The organism is Marinobacter sp. ANT_B65, assembly GCF_002407605.1.
Taxonomy (GTDB): Bacteria; Pseudomonadota; Gammaproteobacteria; order Pseudomonadales; family Oleiphilaceae; genus Marinobacter.
The window spans coordinates 381,566-395,923 of sequence record NZ_NXGV01000003.1 but is presented as its reverse complement, the minus strand read 5'-3'; the positions used below and the strand labels follow the sequence as shown (position 1 = coordinate 395,923).

Here is a 14,358-nt window from a genome sequence, read left to right as displayed (position 1 = left end):
GACAACAGGAGTATATCAGTGGCTCTCGCAGTGCGACTGGCGCGGTTCTTCGATCAGCAGGGTATAGCATATAAAGAGCGGTCTATTGATCGGGCTCCAAGTCTCGATGCGGCGGTATCCGCGCTGGGGCAGTCCCGGGAGCTGCTGATCAAGGCGACGCTTCTGATTGATATCACCGGCATAGTGATGGTGGTTCACCGATACGACAGCGCGCTTGATATAGAAGCACTTCAGCACATGACCGGCCGTCATCTGCAACCACTCACCGCGCAGCAGATTGCCCGGTTGTTCAGCGACTGCGATCCGGGCTTCATACCGCCGATAGGCAATGCTTATGATCTGCCTGTGCTGTTGGATGAAGGGGTTGCCCGGGCAGAGCCAGTGCTGTTTTCCAGTGGCACCAATCATTCTCTGGTCGAAGTAGATGGCCGCTCGTTACGCCTGGCAATGGCTGGCTCACGGGAAGGGCACCTGGCTATTCGCGTCCCCGGAAGTGAGGGTGTCCGAGAGGCACTGACGTTGGAAGAAGTAGCCAGCAAACTGAAAAAACTGTATCGGCTTCCACCGATGCCGGCTCTGGCGTTGCGCATTTTGCGGCTGACCTCCAACACTGAGGCAACGGCCCGTGAGCTGGCAGAGCTGATCGAGTTCGACCCCAGTCTGACTGCGCAGGTTATGCGTTATGCACGTTCGGCTCTGTTCCATTACCCAGGGCAGATCAACTCTGTTCAGGAGGCCGTAACCCGGGTATTGGGGTTTGACCGGGTTGCCCATATCGCTTTGGGTATCGCCTCTGTGCGTGCGTTCGATGTGCCAAGAGCAGGTATTCTTGGCATGGATAATTTCTGGCGACATTCACTGTACTGTGCCTTTCTGTGTCAGCGTATGGCGCCACACTGTGGTGCAGACAAGGGCCTTGCATACCTGTGTGGTCTTTTGCACAACTTTGGTTTACTGCTGGTGGGGCATCTGTTTCCGGTGGAATTCAAGGAGCTCAACCGGCTTCGGGAGGCTAACCCCGAGGCAAGCATGCAATCTCTTGAGCAGCAGGTATTTGGCCTTGGCAGCGAGCAGGATATTATTGCCGTTGGACATGGCGCTATCGGTGGTATTCTGCTCCGGTTATGGGAGTTGCCTGACCCCGTTGTCAAGGCTGCCGGTGTCCATCAGCAATCAGGTTATCAGGGCGAGCATGAGAACTATGTGATGATGGTTCAGCTTGCTAATGCTCTGTTAAAGAAGCGCGGTATCGGCGATGAGTTTAACCTTGATGACATTCCCGTGCTGGTACAAGGGTTAGGGCTGGAGCCTGTCGTTATTGATGAACTGGTGGCTGAAATCAATCAGGTTGCTCCGGAGCTGGATGCTCTGGCGCTGTCACTGATCACCTGAAAGCTGCTTTTGAAATTTTCGATATATGTCCATTTTTTGAAGATGCTACGGAGGTCGACTTTCTCTGTGATGCCTGACTTCGTATAATGCGCCATCGCCGTATTCGGCTGACACCTGTTCCGCAGGGAGAGGTTGTCGCAAAGGCACAGATTTTTGCCGCAACTTTTCAAACGATAATGACAAATGGGAGCACAGCGTTATGCGAATCATCATGTTAGGCGCGCCAGGCGCGGGGAAGGGGACTCAGGCCCAGTTCATTACTGAACGTTTTGGCATTCCCCAGATTTCTACCGGTGACATGCTTCGGGCAGCGGTGAAGGCCGGATCCGAGCTCGGCAAGCAGGTCAAGGAAGTTATGGCAACCGGCGGCCTGGTGTCTGACGATATCATTATTGCGCTGATCAAGGAGCGGATTCAGCAGCCGGACTGCAAAAATGGCTTTTTGCTGGATGGCTTCCCACGCACTATTCCGCAAGCTGAAGCCCTGAAAGACCAGGGTATTGTGATCGATTACGTTGTTGAGATAGCAGTGGATGACGAAGAAATTGTCAATCGCCTGTCTGGCCGGCGTGTGCACGAAGGCAGTGGTCGTATCTATCACGTTAAATACGATCCGCCCAAAACGGAAGGCCTGGACGACGAAACCGGTGAACCTCTGATGCAGCGTCCAGACGACAAGGAAGAAACCGTTCGGAAGCGTCTGATGATCCATCATGATCAGACCGCACCTTTGATTGGCTACTATCAGGAGTTGGCTAAAAAACAGCCAGATGTGGCGCCTGAACATGTGCGTGTAGAAGGTGTTGGTAGTCTGGAGAGCATTCGCGAACAGATTCACTCCAGCCTCAAATAATCCACTGATGTTTTGATGAGGCCAGTCACGCCTGTGAAACTTTTGGCACTGGACACCTCCTCAGAGGGCTGCTCTGCAGCCCTTTTTGTTGATGGGGAGGTTGTCGAAAAATTTGAGATTGCGCCCAGAGGGCATACCCGTCTGCTGATGCCGATGATCCGGGCGTTGCTGTCGGAGCAGGGCCTGAAGCCGGAAAATCTCGATGCATTGGCCTTTGCATGTGGCCCCGGATCCTTTACCGGAGTTCGTATCGCTACGGGTGTGGTTCAGGGGCTGGCATGGGGCCTGGATCTCCCTGTCATTTCTGTTTCTTCTCTGGAAACCGTGGCTCTGGGGGCTATCGAAGCCCTACGGGTAGGCGAGGGTGAGGGTGTTGCTGTCGCTTTTGATGCCCGTATGAGTGAGCTGTACTGGGGGTGTTTCCACAATCGGTCGGGATTACCAGAGCTTCTGGGCGAGGAGCGGGTTTGCCCGCCGTCCAGAGTTGTTCTGGCGCCTGGTGTCGTAACCTGGGTTGGTGCAGGGCAGGGCTGGGCTTTCCGCGATGGCATGCCTGATGATGTATCAGACCGGGTCAGTACCGTGGATGTAACTCTTGTCCCCCGTGCAAACTGGGTCGCTCGTCTGGCTGCTGTGAAGTTCGGTCAGGGCCTGGCTGTATCAGCAGAACAGGCGCAGCCGGTATACATCCGGGATGAGGTTACATGGAAGAAACTGCCTGGCCGTGAGTAAGTCTTTTAATCGGCGCAGACTTCTTCCATACTTCAGCAAAGCGCAATTATTTCTTCCCGAGCGAATGGCACCCTGACGATGATTGGTGGTATTAATCCAGGCAGTACACTTTCCTATCAGCCGGGCAGCAATAGCCCCGCGCGGGAACGAAGTGATGTTGCCCGTTCCCCGGCGTCGGCTCCCGAGAAGACTACCGAAACGGCCCGTCGCGATCTTGCAGACAGCCCCCGTTCCCCGGCATCTGAACGAAGTGTCGGTGATAACCCTGAGCGTCGTGTAGAGGCTCGTCGGGCATCTGAGGATGCGCGTCTGGAGCGTTTCCGGGCTGATGAGGTTCCGCTCCCTGCTGCCAGGGCACTGTCTGCGTTTGCCAGCGTTGCCGCAGCAGGACAGGAATCTGATGGCGCAGCACTAGCCGGAATTGATATTCTGGTCTGATGTCACGCTCCAAAACTTCGAACTCCTCCGCTGTAACCGAAACTATTCCGCTGGCAATTGCCAGAGGCCCGCTGGGTGACGAGCACCAGGCTCGGACGTTAAGCCTTGACCTCTCATTGCCTTATCTAGGCGTTGTCTGTCCGAAAGATATAAGGCATGCCAGTGCTTTGCTGTTTCTGGATGAAAGTGGTCTGTGTCTTCAGGTGGCCGGAAAGGGCGCCCCGGGCCCTGTCAGAGCAGAGTTTGTAAGGGGGAAGATGGGTTATCGTCGTGAGCATGGCGGCGGCTCGGGCCAGCTTGTAGCCCGTGCAGTAGGTTTGCAGAAAACCAGGGCCGGCCTGCATGTTCTCGATGCCACTGCGGGCTTGGGTCAGGATGCTTTTGTACTTGCCAGTCTGGGTTGTCGGGTAAGTTTGTTTGAGCGAAACCCGGTGATTCATGCGCTGCTGACTGATGGGCTGGCCCGGGCCGCGCTGAATACGGAGTGCGCGCCAATCGTCGCCCGAATGACACTTCACTCCGGTAGCAGTATTGGCTGGCTGGATCGTGTTGCTGCGAGTTGTGAAGAAGGTGCTGAAGAGACCGCTGCTGATGTTGTTTATCTGGATCCCATGTTCCCTCACAGAGAAAAATCTGCGCTGGTAAAGAAAGAAATGCAGGTGTTCAGAACGATTGTGGGTGACGATGATGACTCAGACGATCTGCTCGCAGCTGCATTGAGTGCCGCGAGGTATCGGGTGGTGGTCAAGCGCCCGCGCAAAGCTCCGGCCATCAATGGTCCGGAGCCTGGCACTCGCATTGAGGGTAAGAGTAGCCGTTACGACATTTACCCTGTCAGGGCTTTACCGCCGCGTTAATCGATACCATGCCACAGGCTTCAGACGCCCAGTATCGTTACTTGTTGTATGGCCTGGCGTTTTTCCACGCTCAGCACTAGCCGGGCATCGTCTGCCACCTCATCCAATCCCTTGCCGTAACAGAGTAAGCCGTTGTCGTCGGTCGTGATGACGCCGTTCTTTTGCATGTTGGCGATAAAATTCCGGAACAGGCTCTTGTCAAAAAACTCAGGTGCATTCAGGCCGAACAGTATGGACATGCGCTCGGCCAGTAGTGTGCTTTGTTCTTCCAGCTCCTCTGCGGTGATTTTCCCTGGGCCATACTTTCGCAGAGTTCCCACGGCGATGTGGTACCGCTCTATAGTCTGAATGATGAACCTTGACAGTATCCTGAGCCTTAGCATGGCTTCGGTGCCCTCTTCCGGGCGGGTGATCCGGTCGTTCGGCGCAGCCTCAAGCAGGCCCTGATTGACCAGCTCATCAATCCACCTGTTAGTCACATCTTCGGCTTCGTCCGGCTGATACCTGAGAAACAGCTCTGATTGCAGGTAGGGGTAGGCAACACCAGCCAGATAGACGATCTTGCTCCGGGTCAGGGAGCTTTTGTTCTCGAACAAGCTGGCAATCAGCGAGGGCAGGGCGAACAGGTGCTGAATGTTGTTGCGGTAGTACGTCATCAGGATGGCATTACTACCCTCCAGGCCGATGATGTCGCCCAGCTTCTGGGGTTGACGTGATACCAGTCCCATGGATTCGCAATAAGCCACCCAGTCCCTGCCCGTGCCCTCGGGTAAGGTTACGGTTTCGGCATAAGGGTAGGCTTTCAAAAGATCCGCGTATTGATCAGCCAGGCGGATAAGCTGTCCCTCATCCATGGCCAGCCTTTCGGCGCCCAGAAGCACGGTTGCAATCATGCCTATTGGATTGACGGCAACAGACGCATTGATGTTGGAGGCAACTCGCAGGGCCAGCTCAGAGACAGTGTCATTAAGCCAGGTGGGGCGAGACGCGGAATCGTAGGTCTCTTCTCTCCAGTTGCCATGAACCTCGTCCAGAACGTCAGAGAGATGTATGGCTTCACCAAAGTTGACTGCAACCCGGCCAAAGGAGTTGTTGAGCTTGCGGGCAGTTTTTGCCAGGCCAAGCACGCTCTCTTTCTGCTTTTTCTTGCCTCTGAGTTCTCCGAGGTACGAGCGACCTTCCATCACTTTTTCGTACCCGATGTATACCGGCACAAACACAATCGGTTTGCGATGATCGCGCAGGAAGCTGCGCACGGTCATGGATAGCATGCCGGGGCGGGGCTGCAACATCCGCCCGGTACGGCTGCGACCGCCTTCTACAAAATACTCAACCGAGTAACCGCGAGTGAACATGACATGCATGTATTCGTTGAAAACCGTTGAGTAGAGTGGGTTATCACGGAAGCTCCTGCGCATGAAAAAAGCTCCGCCCCGGCGGAGGATTGAGCCTACGATTGGCATGTTCAGGTTGATACCGGCCGCAATGTGTGGCGGCATAAGGCCATTTTTATAGAGCACGTAGGACAGCAAAAGGTAGTCGATATGAGACCGGTGGCAGGGCACATAAACCACAGCGCTGCTCTGAGCACTTTCTGTCACTACTTTGATGTTGTTAACGGCGACGCCTTTGTAGAGCCGGTTCCATAGCCAGGCCAGAGCTACTTCGAAGATGCGGATGGTGACAACAGACATGCTGGCGGCGATTTCATCGGCGTATTTGTAGGCACGGGCGCGGACTTTTTCAGGTGCTATGTCTTCTTTGGCTGCGGCTTCCCGGATAGCTTCTTTTACCGCCTGGGTTCTCAGTAGACCCTGAACAAGTGTTCTGCGGTGAGACAGGTCCGGACCCAGAACGGCTTGCCGTACTTTGCGGAAGTGGGTGCGCAGGATTCTGGCAAGCTTGCGGTTGGCACGTTCTTCGTTATCACGGTGCTCATCGATGACTTCTTTCAGGGACAGCGGCTTGTTGAACTGTACATAGGTATTGCGCCCGTGCACCAGAATAATCAGGAATTTCTGTAGCCGGCCAGCAACAGACCAGGTGTCGGATAGCAGCAGCTTTACCAGGGACTTCTCTTTGTCCGGGGAGCGGCCCCAGAACAGGGATACCGGAACAATCTGGACATCCTGGTCCGGGTTATCTAGGCCATAGCGAACCAGGGCCTGGAATTCAGCCGTAGGAACAGGGGTCTGCCTCCTGCGGAACAGGCCCCCAACACGCCGGTAGAGGAAAAAAAAGGAATGAGAAGGGCCATTCTTGACCGGGAGCGACGTGGTTGCACCCGGCAGTTTTGCCCGAATCACTTCCTGCTCAAGCACCAGGCGGCTGGATAGAGAGCTGTATGGCAACACGTAACAAACCGGTTTTTCAGGCGACAACCCCAGGGCCTCGACGCTGTTCCCGCTGACATCTGTCCGGACCCACAAAAATAGCATCTTCCGGAAAAAGGTCAGAATCAGGCTTCGAATACCCTGGTAAAGACGCATAAAATGTCGCTCCGATTAAAACAGGCGCCAAGTTTACTTGGTTGCGAACGGACCGGAAAGTCACGGATGCATTCTTGATGTCCATAGCTCTGTGATACATTTCTGTCTGGCTCGTTTCCCACTAAGGTACTTTGGCAGATGACGGCATCAAAAATTCACTGGAATCCTGGCTGGACCACTAAGGCTCCAGAGCAGGGCGACCTTGTGCTGGAACTGTCCGGGTCCGGGGTAGTCAAACCGGCCGATGGCTGGCTGCGACCTCTGGAAAGCATGACCGGCAACCCGGAAAGCGCTGAATTTGTATCTCTGGGTAGTGCCAACGGTCGTCCGGTTTTCGTAACGGAGGTGCCGGAATCCAAGGCAGAAGGCCAGGAAGTCGTTTCCTTGCGGGATGCGCTTCTGATGATCAGTGATGCACCGGCGGCGATGCTCAGTACCGGTTTTCAGGTGTGGCAGTGGTTTCAGGATCATAAATACTGCGGGCGCTGCGGCGGCAGCACGGGCTTCCATCCTCGGGAGCGGGCAAAGTGGTGCAGTACCTGCAATATTCCCTGGTATCCGCGGCTGGCCCCCTGTGTGATTGTAGTCATACGCCGGCAGGACCAGTATCTCCTGGCAAAGTCGTCCAGGGTCAAGCGTCATTTCTACAGCCTGATTGCAGGCTTTGTGGAACCTGGAGAGAGTCTGGAAGGTGCCGTTGTCAGAGAAGTGAAAGAGGAAACCGGGCTGGATGTAACCAATATCCGCTATCAGGGTTCAGAGCCCTGGCCATTTCCGCATCAGCTTATGGCAGGTTTCTTTGCAGATTATGCGGGGGGAGAGCTGGTTTTGCAGGAAGACGAAATTGCAGACGCGGGCTGGTTTTCGCCTGAAAGCCGGCCCCCAGTGCCCCCGGAAACCACTATTTCCGGGCGCCTGATACGTGATATGGAAAAAGTGATCGTTGCTGGAGGTTCCGGGTCTTGAGTGAAGGTGTCATCCCCCGGATTCTTGTTTTTGATTCTGGTATCGGTGGGCTGAGTGTTGCTGCATGCGTTCACGACAAGCTGCCGGATGCTTCAATTATATATCTTGCTGACAACGCGGCCTTTCCATACGGAGATCAGCCCGGATCTGTGGTGATAGACCGCTGCTGCACTCTTATTGCAGCGGCCCTTGAACAATTCCCTTGTGATGTTGTTGTCATTGCCTGTAATACCGCCAGCACAGTTGCTCTGCCGCGTTTGCGGTCCATATCGGATGTGCCGGTGGTTGGGGTGGTGCCAGCGGTGAAGCCGGCAGCTGCACAGACGTTGAATAATCGCATTGGCCTTTTGGCCACACCTGCAACCATACGAAGGCCTTATCTTGATCAGCTGGTCAGGGATTTTGCATCTGGTTGCCAGGTTGAGCGGGTAGGCCACCCAGGTCTTGTGCAGTGGGCAGAAAACCTGGTTCGGGGAATTCCGGTGCCGCAGGGGGATCTTGATGTTGCTGTTGCCGGCCTGCGTAATGCCGGGGTCGATACTGTTGTTCTCGGGTGTACCCACTATCCGCTTTTGCTGGATAGCCTCAAGCGGAGCCTGCCCGATGTAAAGTTCTGGGTGGATTCCGGGGAAGCAATTGCCCGTCGTGTCAGCTCATTGATAGCGACAGCTGGTCACTCCGTGGAGGCCGCTGGCTGCGCCGGCGAACCTGAGGCTATGGCTTTATTTTCTGGAAGGGCCCCGGAAGGCATCGTTGATTTTATGACAGCTCAGGGGCTGGAGCCGCCAGAGATCAAGGAGAACTGGCCTGAAAATTCATCTGATTCTGATAGGGGAAGTCTCAATATTCCGGGATAAACACGCGAACGCATGGCACTATCTTGAGGCAGGATTACTGATGCAGGGCAGCCAATATGGGTTCAGCTGGATATGGCATTGCAGGCAGTTGTCTGAACCAGTAATTTGCTGATGTCTGTTGCGGGTTGTGCCGGACCATAGAAGAAACCCTGTACCTGATGACAGCGGAGGGTACGCAAGTATTCAAGCTGTTTTTCTGTCTCTACCCCCTCGGCAATAATTTCCAGTTTCAGGCCGTGAGCCATGGCAATAATAGCGTTCACAATGCAGACATCATCGACGCCGCTATGAATTCCCTGAACAAAAGACTGGTCTATTTTCAGGGTATGAATAGGCAATCTGTGCAGATAATTAAGCGATGAATAACCAGTGCCAAAGTCATCAATGGCAATGCGGACGCCCAGACCTGCCAGTTCGCGAAGCTTCAGGCTGATCTGTTCCAGGTCGTTCATGATGACGTTTTCGGTTATTTCGATTTCCAGGTTGCCGGGGGGGAACTTGCAGGCTTTCACCCGTTCCATCAGGGTTTCTACAAATCTGGGATGTTCTACCTCAACAGGTGAGAGGTTTACGGCCAGACGCAGATTCTGATGACCTGCACGAATCCACTGGCCGACATCACGGCAGGCCTGATCGAGAACCTGCTCGCTCAGCTGACTGATCAGCTTTGTTTCTTCTGCCAGCCCCAGAAAGTCTCCAGGGTAGAGCAAACCGCGTTCAGGGTGCTGCCAGCGCACAAGGGCTTCCAGCCCTACGATTTGGTTCGTACTCGCGCAAACCTGGGGCTGGTAAAACACCCGCAACTCATTTCTGTCGAGTGCCAGGCGCAGATCCCGTTCCAGGTGCAGCCGATGAGTGCTGTCAACGCTCATGCTCTCGGAAAAAAAGCTGTAGCTGTCTTTGCCTTTGGCTTTAACGTGGTACATGGCGATATCGGCGTTCTGGATCAGTTGATCCATACTGTCGCCTGCATCCGGGTATATGGCGATACCAATGCTGACACCCACGAACACTTCATGCTCACCCAACAGGAAGGGTGTCTTGAGTGCTTTGATGAGTTTTCTGGCAATCTGGCTGGCGTCTTCTGGTCCACGAATTGACGGCAGCAGCAGTGTGAACTCGTCACCACCGAAGCGTGACAATGTATCGCCCTTGCGCAGACAACTCTCAAGGCGGTGGGTTACGGCTTGTAGCAGCCGGTCCCCCATGGCATGGCCAAGGGTATCGTTGATTATCTTGAAACGGTCAAGATCAAGAAACATCACTGCCAGAGTTTGTTGTTCGCGCCGGGCATGGGTGATCGCAAGTTCCAGTCGGTCTTTGAACAGGGCCCGGTTGGGCAGGCGTGTAAGCAGGTCGTGATACGCCTGGAAATTAATAAACGCCTCGGCCTCCTTGCGCTCGGTGACGTCCCGGGCAGTTCCGTAATAGCAGGCATTCTGGCCACCGCCACCACCTCGGTTGTTTTGATCGTGTGCCCAGGTCTGGGGGTCGACAGGAAAAGCGGTTATTTCAAAATGTCGCGTGGCTTTCTGGCTGCCGCGGGTTTTAAGACGAACCTCCAGAGTGCGGGGATTGTCTGCGCTGATGTCCGGGGCATTTAATGCGTAGATGCCTCTGGCAACATCGCGGTCGTCCAGAATATATCGGAAATTTCGCCCGCAAAGTTCATCTGGCATGTAGCCCAGCATGCTTTCGACTTTGCTGTTGATGAAGCAGAAGCGACCATTCGCATCGAGCATGAAAACGATATCCGGCGAGCTGTTTACAATATAACGGTGCAGGGCTTCAGACTTCTCAAGGCGTACCTGCACGTCCTCATGGGCCTTGACGAGGGTTTGTTTGCCGATGACGCGTTTTACTGTGGCGATTAGTTCTTCCGGATCAAAAGGCTTGCGAATATAGTCAAGGGCGCCGCGACGGAGTGCCCGGCTAACCGCCGCAAACGAGCTTTCTCCGCTGACAACGATGATTCCGCATTCGGGTTGTCTGCGTCCAAGGTGTGTCATAACAGCAAAACCATCGACTTCCGGCATGCGTAAATCCAGCATGGCGAAATCAAAGTTCCGGGTATCTATGAGTTCACAGGCGTGCTTTCCACCATTGGCTTCAGTGACTTCATAACCGCAGTTGCGAAGCAGGGAGGCCAGCGCGCTCACCAGACGTGGCTCGTCGTCCACCACCAGAATGCGCGTTATAGCCTCTGGCGAGAAGTGCCCGTTGGTCTGTCCTGGTGCCATCTGAGTGTATCCGTTTGTGTCAGTCGGATGTCGTTTTTACCTGGCTGGAGGCCGGCAGCAAAACCCGGAAAGTAGTGCCTTTCTTTCCCGTGTGGCAGGCGATGACCCCCTCCATGTCATCAACGAGCTGCTTCACAATACTCAGGCCGAGACCACTGTGCCCCTTTCCCTTTGTGGTTTCTCCCGGCGTAAACAGAGCATCCCTAACTGCGTCAGGGATGCCCGTACCGGTATCAGTAACTTCCATCTCTACCCAGTTGCGGTGACCTTGCCATACCGGGGCTGATGTTTTGATCGTAACTTCACCACCTGCCTCTGGCAGGCTTTCGGCAGCATTTCTGACCAGGTTTATCAGTACCTGGTGGATCGCTGCCGAGTTCGCAATAACAAGCGTGTCAGCATTGCACATTAGCATATTAAAATGTAGGTTGCTGTTGCTGAACAGGCTGGTTTCAAGCATCCGGGCAAGGCTGCGTATTTCTGCGTTCAGGTCGAACGTTTCTTCGCCTGAATCTCTGGTGGAATTGTTGCTCATCTGCAACAGAAGATTCCCCGCGCGGTCCAGTTCGTCCCGCACCACATCCAGATCTTCCCGGGCCTCCGGGTCATCAAGCCGGTTTCGTAGTTGGTGAAGATACTGCCGAATTATGGTGAGAGGGTTACTGATCTCATGCACCTGTTCGCGCAGCTTTTCGAGAGTAGTCTGGTGATGCCTTGCAGCGCTTTCGTTTTCTCTCTCGAAGGTTGTGTCTTTTTCATGAAGAACGGTGGACAGTTGGTGGATAAACAGGCGTATAAGTTCGGTGGTTGAATCGGGAGTGTTGCCGTCAGTTCCCAATACAAATACGCCGGGGCAAAGGTTTCCTGTAACTACCGGAATTGCTGTCAGAGAACGGGTTCGCAGTAGCGATAAAATCTGGCGGTCGAGCACTGCAGGTGCCTGCTCGTCGAGGCTGACGGGTATTCGTGAGGCAAACGCCTCGGTGAGAGCACTGCCCCCGGCTTTTGCCGTTACCTTCAGGTGAGGGTGGGCCCCTGTTGTGCCTGAAAGCAGAACAAGGCTGTCGTCATCGTACCCGAAACATAATGCAGGTAGCCCGGTAATCAGCGTCAGGCTGTTGACCGTCTCGGCAAGAATTGCACTACTCTTGCCTGTAAGGTCGGCAAAGCCTATAGCTTGCCGGGCAATGGCCTGGCGTAATACTACCTGACGAAGCTCTTGTGATGCAGGCTCGGCGTTGTAACTGTTGATCAGCGGTATTCCCAGCGAATCAGCCATAGCGGATACGTCGTGGCTGATGCGCCGATTGATTTCCCGGGTCAGCTCTTCACTGAGCCCGAACATGGTTCCTGCAGCTGCAATGCCTGCGGAATCAGAAAGCGCCAGGCGAGTTGCAAGGCTGATGACTTTGACCAGGTGCCCCGCATCCCGCAACTCAGAAGGCAGAGCCTGTTGATAACGCATGGCGTCAGCTGCCAGGGGCCCGAGACCCCATGATGTAACCAGTTCTGCGGCAATTTCTGACTGCTGATTCATATATTGCTGCCCGGCTTCCAGACTCGGGGTCTTGATCGCAATCAACTCTCCGATGTTATGAAGCATGCCCAGCATAAAGGCTTCGTCAGATTCAGGGTAGCGCGTCAGGGTTGCCAGAGCTCTGGCGGTCAGGGCGGTGGTAAGGGCATGTCGCCAGAAATCCCGCAATTGCTGCCAGGCGCCGTCGCCCAGGTCGAACATGACCTGGCGCAGTGCGGCCGTGAGTATCAAAGTCTTGAATCGCCTGTTTCCAAGACGCAGCAAGGCCTGATCTATTGAACGAACTCCGGGGGTGGGGCCATACAGAGCGGAGTTGGCCAGGGCCAGTATCTGAACTACGAGAGCAGTATCCGAGGCAATGATTTCGCTGATTTCGCGATAGTTGCCGTCCCGGTTACAAACTTCAAGTGCACGCAGTGTGACCTCCGGAAGACTTGGGAGTTGGAGGTCGGATACTGTACTCATAATTTTGCCTGTCGTGCGAGGAGAAAAACTTCTGAAATTCTGTTCGCTATTTCCAGAGTTCAGTGAACGAGCTTAGACAAAAAACCATAAATTTCAAACAACAGCTGTTCTTTATCTGATCAGTGTATTCACCGTAACACGATATGTGTACAATTTTTACATACCAAAGCGTCTTTTGTCGTCATTTCAAGGATGTAAAATCTCCCGCCATGAGTGTGCAGGAACCCCAAAAGCACAGCACAACCCCGCCCCGGACTATTGCGGTAACTGGCGGCAAAGGAGGGGTCGGTAAAACGTCGGTAGCTCTTAACCTGGCCCTCACTCTGGCGCGTTACGGAAAGCGTGTGTTATTGCTTGACGGCGACACCGATCTTGCCAATGTTAGCATCATGTTGGGCCTCTATCCTGAGCGAACCCTGGCAAATGTTGTTGCCGGAGAGTGTCGCCTTGAGGACGTTCTCCTGAAGGCAGATTACGGTCTGCATATTGTTCCAGGCGCTTCCGGTGTTCAGGAATGTATGGAGCTGGAGGCTGAAGAAAGCTTTCGTGTATTGCGAGCCCTCTCAAGGCTTGAGAGCCGGTATGATTACGTTATAACGGATACTGCGGCAGGTCTTCAGTCTGCAGGTTTGCACATGATTGCCGCGGCTGAACTGGCGTGCGTTGTCGTTACTCCGGATCCGGCCTCGCTCACGGATGCGTTTTCGCTGATTAAAGTTCTGAAGCGCAAGGGCTACCGGAGAACGCCCAGTGTGTTGATCAATATGGCTCAGGGCGCCAGCCAGGCCCGCTCGGTTTTTCAGCGCCTTGATTCGGCGGCCCGGCGCCATCTGCAATGCTCTCTTCATTACATGGGGGGCGTATGGCGTGACGAGACTCTGCGCCAGTCTGTGCTGAACCAGCGGCCGGTTGCATTGTTGCCATCTTCCGATCCTTCGTGTCGCCAGTTCAGCACGCTGGCAGATATGCTCGACGTACGTTTGTCACAATTGCCTGCCCGCAAAGCAGGCATTGCGGCTTACTGGCACTCGGTTTCGAAACGCCAGCCCGGGCGCAGGCAAAAAACTGATTCGGCTACAGCCGCTACACCTCGCGAACGCAGCCTGCAGGCTGTCGGCGAACTGGAGTCTGTATTTGCCCAGGCGCCTGAGAGCGCAGAGCTTCGTTACGAAGTGTTCATCCGCTTGTTTGCATTGTTGGGGCGGACGCCAGACAGTGATACGGTTAAGATTATCAAGGCAGGGCTTGGAGTCATTGAGTGGGGGGCGCTGGACCCTGAGCAGCGAAACAATCTGGCAACTCATTTCAGGCGTTTTGCAGATGAACTTCCGCAACCACCGGGCGTCAGAGAGTGCGCTCAGGCCTCCCCGCAACATGCGCTTCCCGAGCCGTTTTATGATCGCGTCAGATTTGGTGATCAGGACGCGCTTGTAAAGGTGCTGAAGGAACAACCCTCCGATATTTCCTTGAATCAGTTCCTCCAGGCGCTGGCCAGCAAATGAAATGACAACACTTGAGGGCTCACAATTTGG

11 protein-coding genes are annotated in these 14,358 nt (G+C 54.6%); 8 read left to right on the top strand and 3 right to left on the bottom strand.

Going from position 1 to position 14,358, the window contains the following annotated elements; genetic code table 11:
* Positions 1-18: 18 nt before the first annotated feature.
* The 5 genes from CPA50_RS14890 (at position 19) to CPA50_RS14870 (ending at position 4,272) form a co-directional block, all read left to right on the top strand.
* The gene (locus tag CPA50_RS14890; protein WP_096783317.1) at positions 19-1,392 is read left to right on the top strand and encodes an HDOD domain-containing protein; all 1,374 of its coding nucleotides are present in this window, start codon (positions 19-21) and stop codon (positions 1,390-1,392) included.
* A gap of 199 nt (positions 1,393-1,591) precedes the next feature.
* Complete coding sequence (gene adk / locus CPA50_RS14885) at positions 1,592-2,245, top strand: adenylate kinase (protein WP_096783316.1); 654 nt, start codon at positions 1,592-1,594, stop codon at positions 2,243-2,245.
* Positions 2,246-2,278: 33 nt separating this feature from the next.
* Positions 2,279-2,977, top strand: a complete 699-nt coding sequence (gene tsaB, locus CPA50_RS14880; RefSeq protein ID WP_096783545.1) for a tRNA (adenosine(37)-N6)-threonylcarbamoyltransferase complex dimerization subunit type 1 TsaB — start codon at positions 2,279-2,281, stop codon at positions 2,975-2,977.
* Positions 2,978-3,055: 78 nt separating this feature from the next.
* A complete protein-coding gene (locus CPA50_RS14875) occupies positions 3,056-3,415 on the top strand; it encodes a UDP pyrophosphate phosphatase (RefSeq protein ID WP_096783315.1) in 360 nt (119 codons plus the stop codon).
* Positions 3,415-4,272 carry a class I SAM-dependent methyltransferase gene (locus CPA50_RS14870; protein ID WP_096783314.1) on the top strand — a complete coding sequence of 286 codons (858 nt, stop codon included), beginning with the start codon at positions 3,415-3,417 and terminating at the stop codon, positions 4,270-4,272. Before CPA50_RS14875 ends, CPA50_RS14870 begins: the two co-directional genes overlap by 1 nt.
* A 20-nt stretch (positions 4,273-4,292) precedes the next feature.
* On the opposite strand, the gene plsB is transcribed toward CPA50_RS14870, so the two are convergent.
* Positions 4,293-6,761, bottom strand: coding sequence for a glycerol-3-phosphate 1-O-acyltransferase PlsB (gene plsB, locus CPA50_RS14865; protein ID WP_096783313.1), 2,469 nt, complete (start codon positions 6,759-6,761; stop codon positions 4,293-4,295).
* 138 nt (positions 6,762-6,899) lie between these two features.
* Between plsB and nudC the strand changes: the two genes are divergently transcribed.
* Together nudC and murI are read left to right on the top strand one after the other, a co-directional pair.
* On the top strand, positions 6,900-7,727 hold the full coding sequence (gene nudC, locus CPA50_RS14860) for an NAD(+) diphosphatase (protein ID WP_096783312.1): 828 nt from the start codon (positions 6,900-6,902) through the stop codon (positions 7,725-7,727).
* A complete protein-coding gene (gene murI / locus CPA50_RS14855) occupies positions 7,724-8,584 on the top strand; it encodes a glutamate racemase (RefSeq protein WP_096783311.1) in 861 nt (286 codons plus the stop codon). The genes nudC and murI overlap by 4 nt, the downstream gene beginning before the upstream one ends.
* Positions 8,585-8,646: 62 nt before the next feature.
* Here the strand turns inward: murI and CPA50_RS14850 are convergent, their stop codons facing one another.
* Together CPA50_RS14850 and CPA50_RS14845 are read right to left on the bottom strand one after the other, a co-directional pair.
* Positions 8,647-10,824 carry an EAL domain-containing protein gene (locus tag CPA50_RS14850; RefSeq protein WP_096783310.1) on the bottom strand — a complete coding sequence of 726 codons (2,178 nt, stop codon included), beginning with the start codon at positions 10,822-10,824 and terminating at the stop codon, positions 8,647-8,649.
* Positions 10,825-10,843: 19 nt separating this feature from the next.
* The gene (locus tag CPA50_RS14845) at positions 10,844-12,826 is read right to left on the bottom strand and encodes an HDOD domain-containing protein (RefSeq protein WP_096783309.1); all 1,983 of its coding nucleotides are present in this window, start codon (positions 12,824-12,826) and stop codon (positions 10,844-10,846) included.
* Positions 12,827-13,035: 209 nt separating this feature from the next.
* Here CPA50_RS14845 and CPA50_RS14840 point away from each other — a divergent pair, with 209 nt between their 5' ends.
* On the top strand, positions 13,036-14,328 hold the full coding sequence (locus CPA50_RS14840; protein ID WP_096783308.1) for a MinD/ParA family protein: 1,293 nt from the start codon (positions 13,036-13,038) through the stop codon (positions 14,326-14,328).
* The last annotated feature ends 30 nt before the right edge of the window (positions 14,329-14,358 follow it).

What these genes read in the sequence shown, in the direction of transcription:
- adk (WP_096783316.1), top strand. Translation starts at nt 1,592, where the DNA reads ATGCGAATCATCATGTTAGGCGCGCCAGGCGCGGGGAAGGGGACTCAG.
- CPA50_RS14875 (WP_096783315.1), top strand. Translation starts at nt 3,056, where the DNA reads ATGATTGGTGGTATTAATCCAGGCAGTACACTTTCCTATCAGCCGGGC.
- CPA50_RS14870 (WP_096783314.1), top strand. Translation starts at nt 3,415, where the DNA reads ATGTCACGCTCCAAAACTTCGAACTCCTCCGCTGTAACCGAAACTATT.
- plsB (WP_096783313.1), bottom strand. Translation starts at nt 6,761, where the DNA reads ATGCGTCTTTACCAGGGTATTCGAAGCCTGATTCTGACCTTTTTCCGG.
- nudC (WP_096783312.1), top strand. Translation starts at nt 6,900, where the DNA reads ATGACGGCATCAAAAATTCACTGGAATCCTGGCTGGACCACTAAGGCT.
- CPA50_RS14850 (WP_096783310.1), bottom strand. Translation starts at nt 10,824, where the DNA reads ATGGCACCAGGACAGACCAACGGGCACTTCTCGCCAGAGGCTATAACG.
- CPA50_RS14845 (WP_096783309.1), bottom strand. Translation starts at nt 12,826, where the DNA reads ATGAGTACAGTATCCGACCTCCAACTCCCAAGTCTTCCGGAGGTCACA.
- CPA50_RS14840 (WP_096783308.1), top strand. Translation starts at nt 13,036, where the DNA reads ATGAGTGTGCAGGAACCCCAAAAGCACAGCACAACCCCGCCCCGGACT.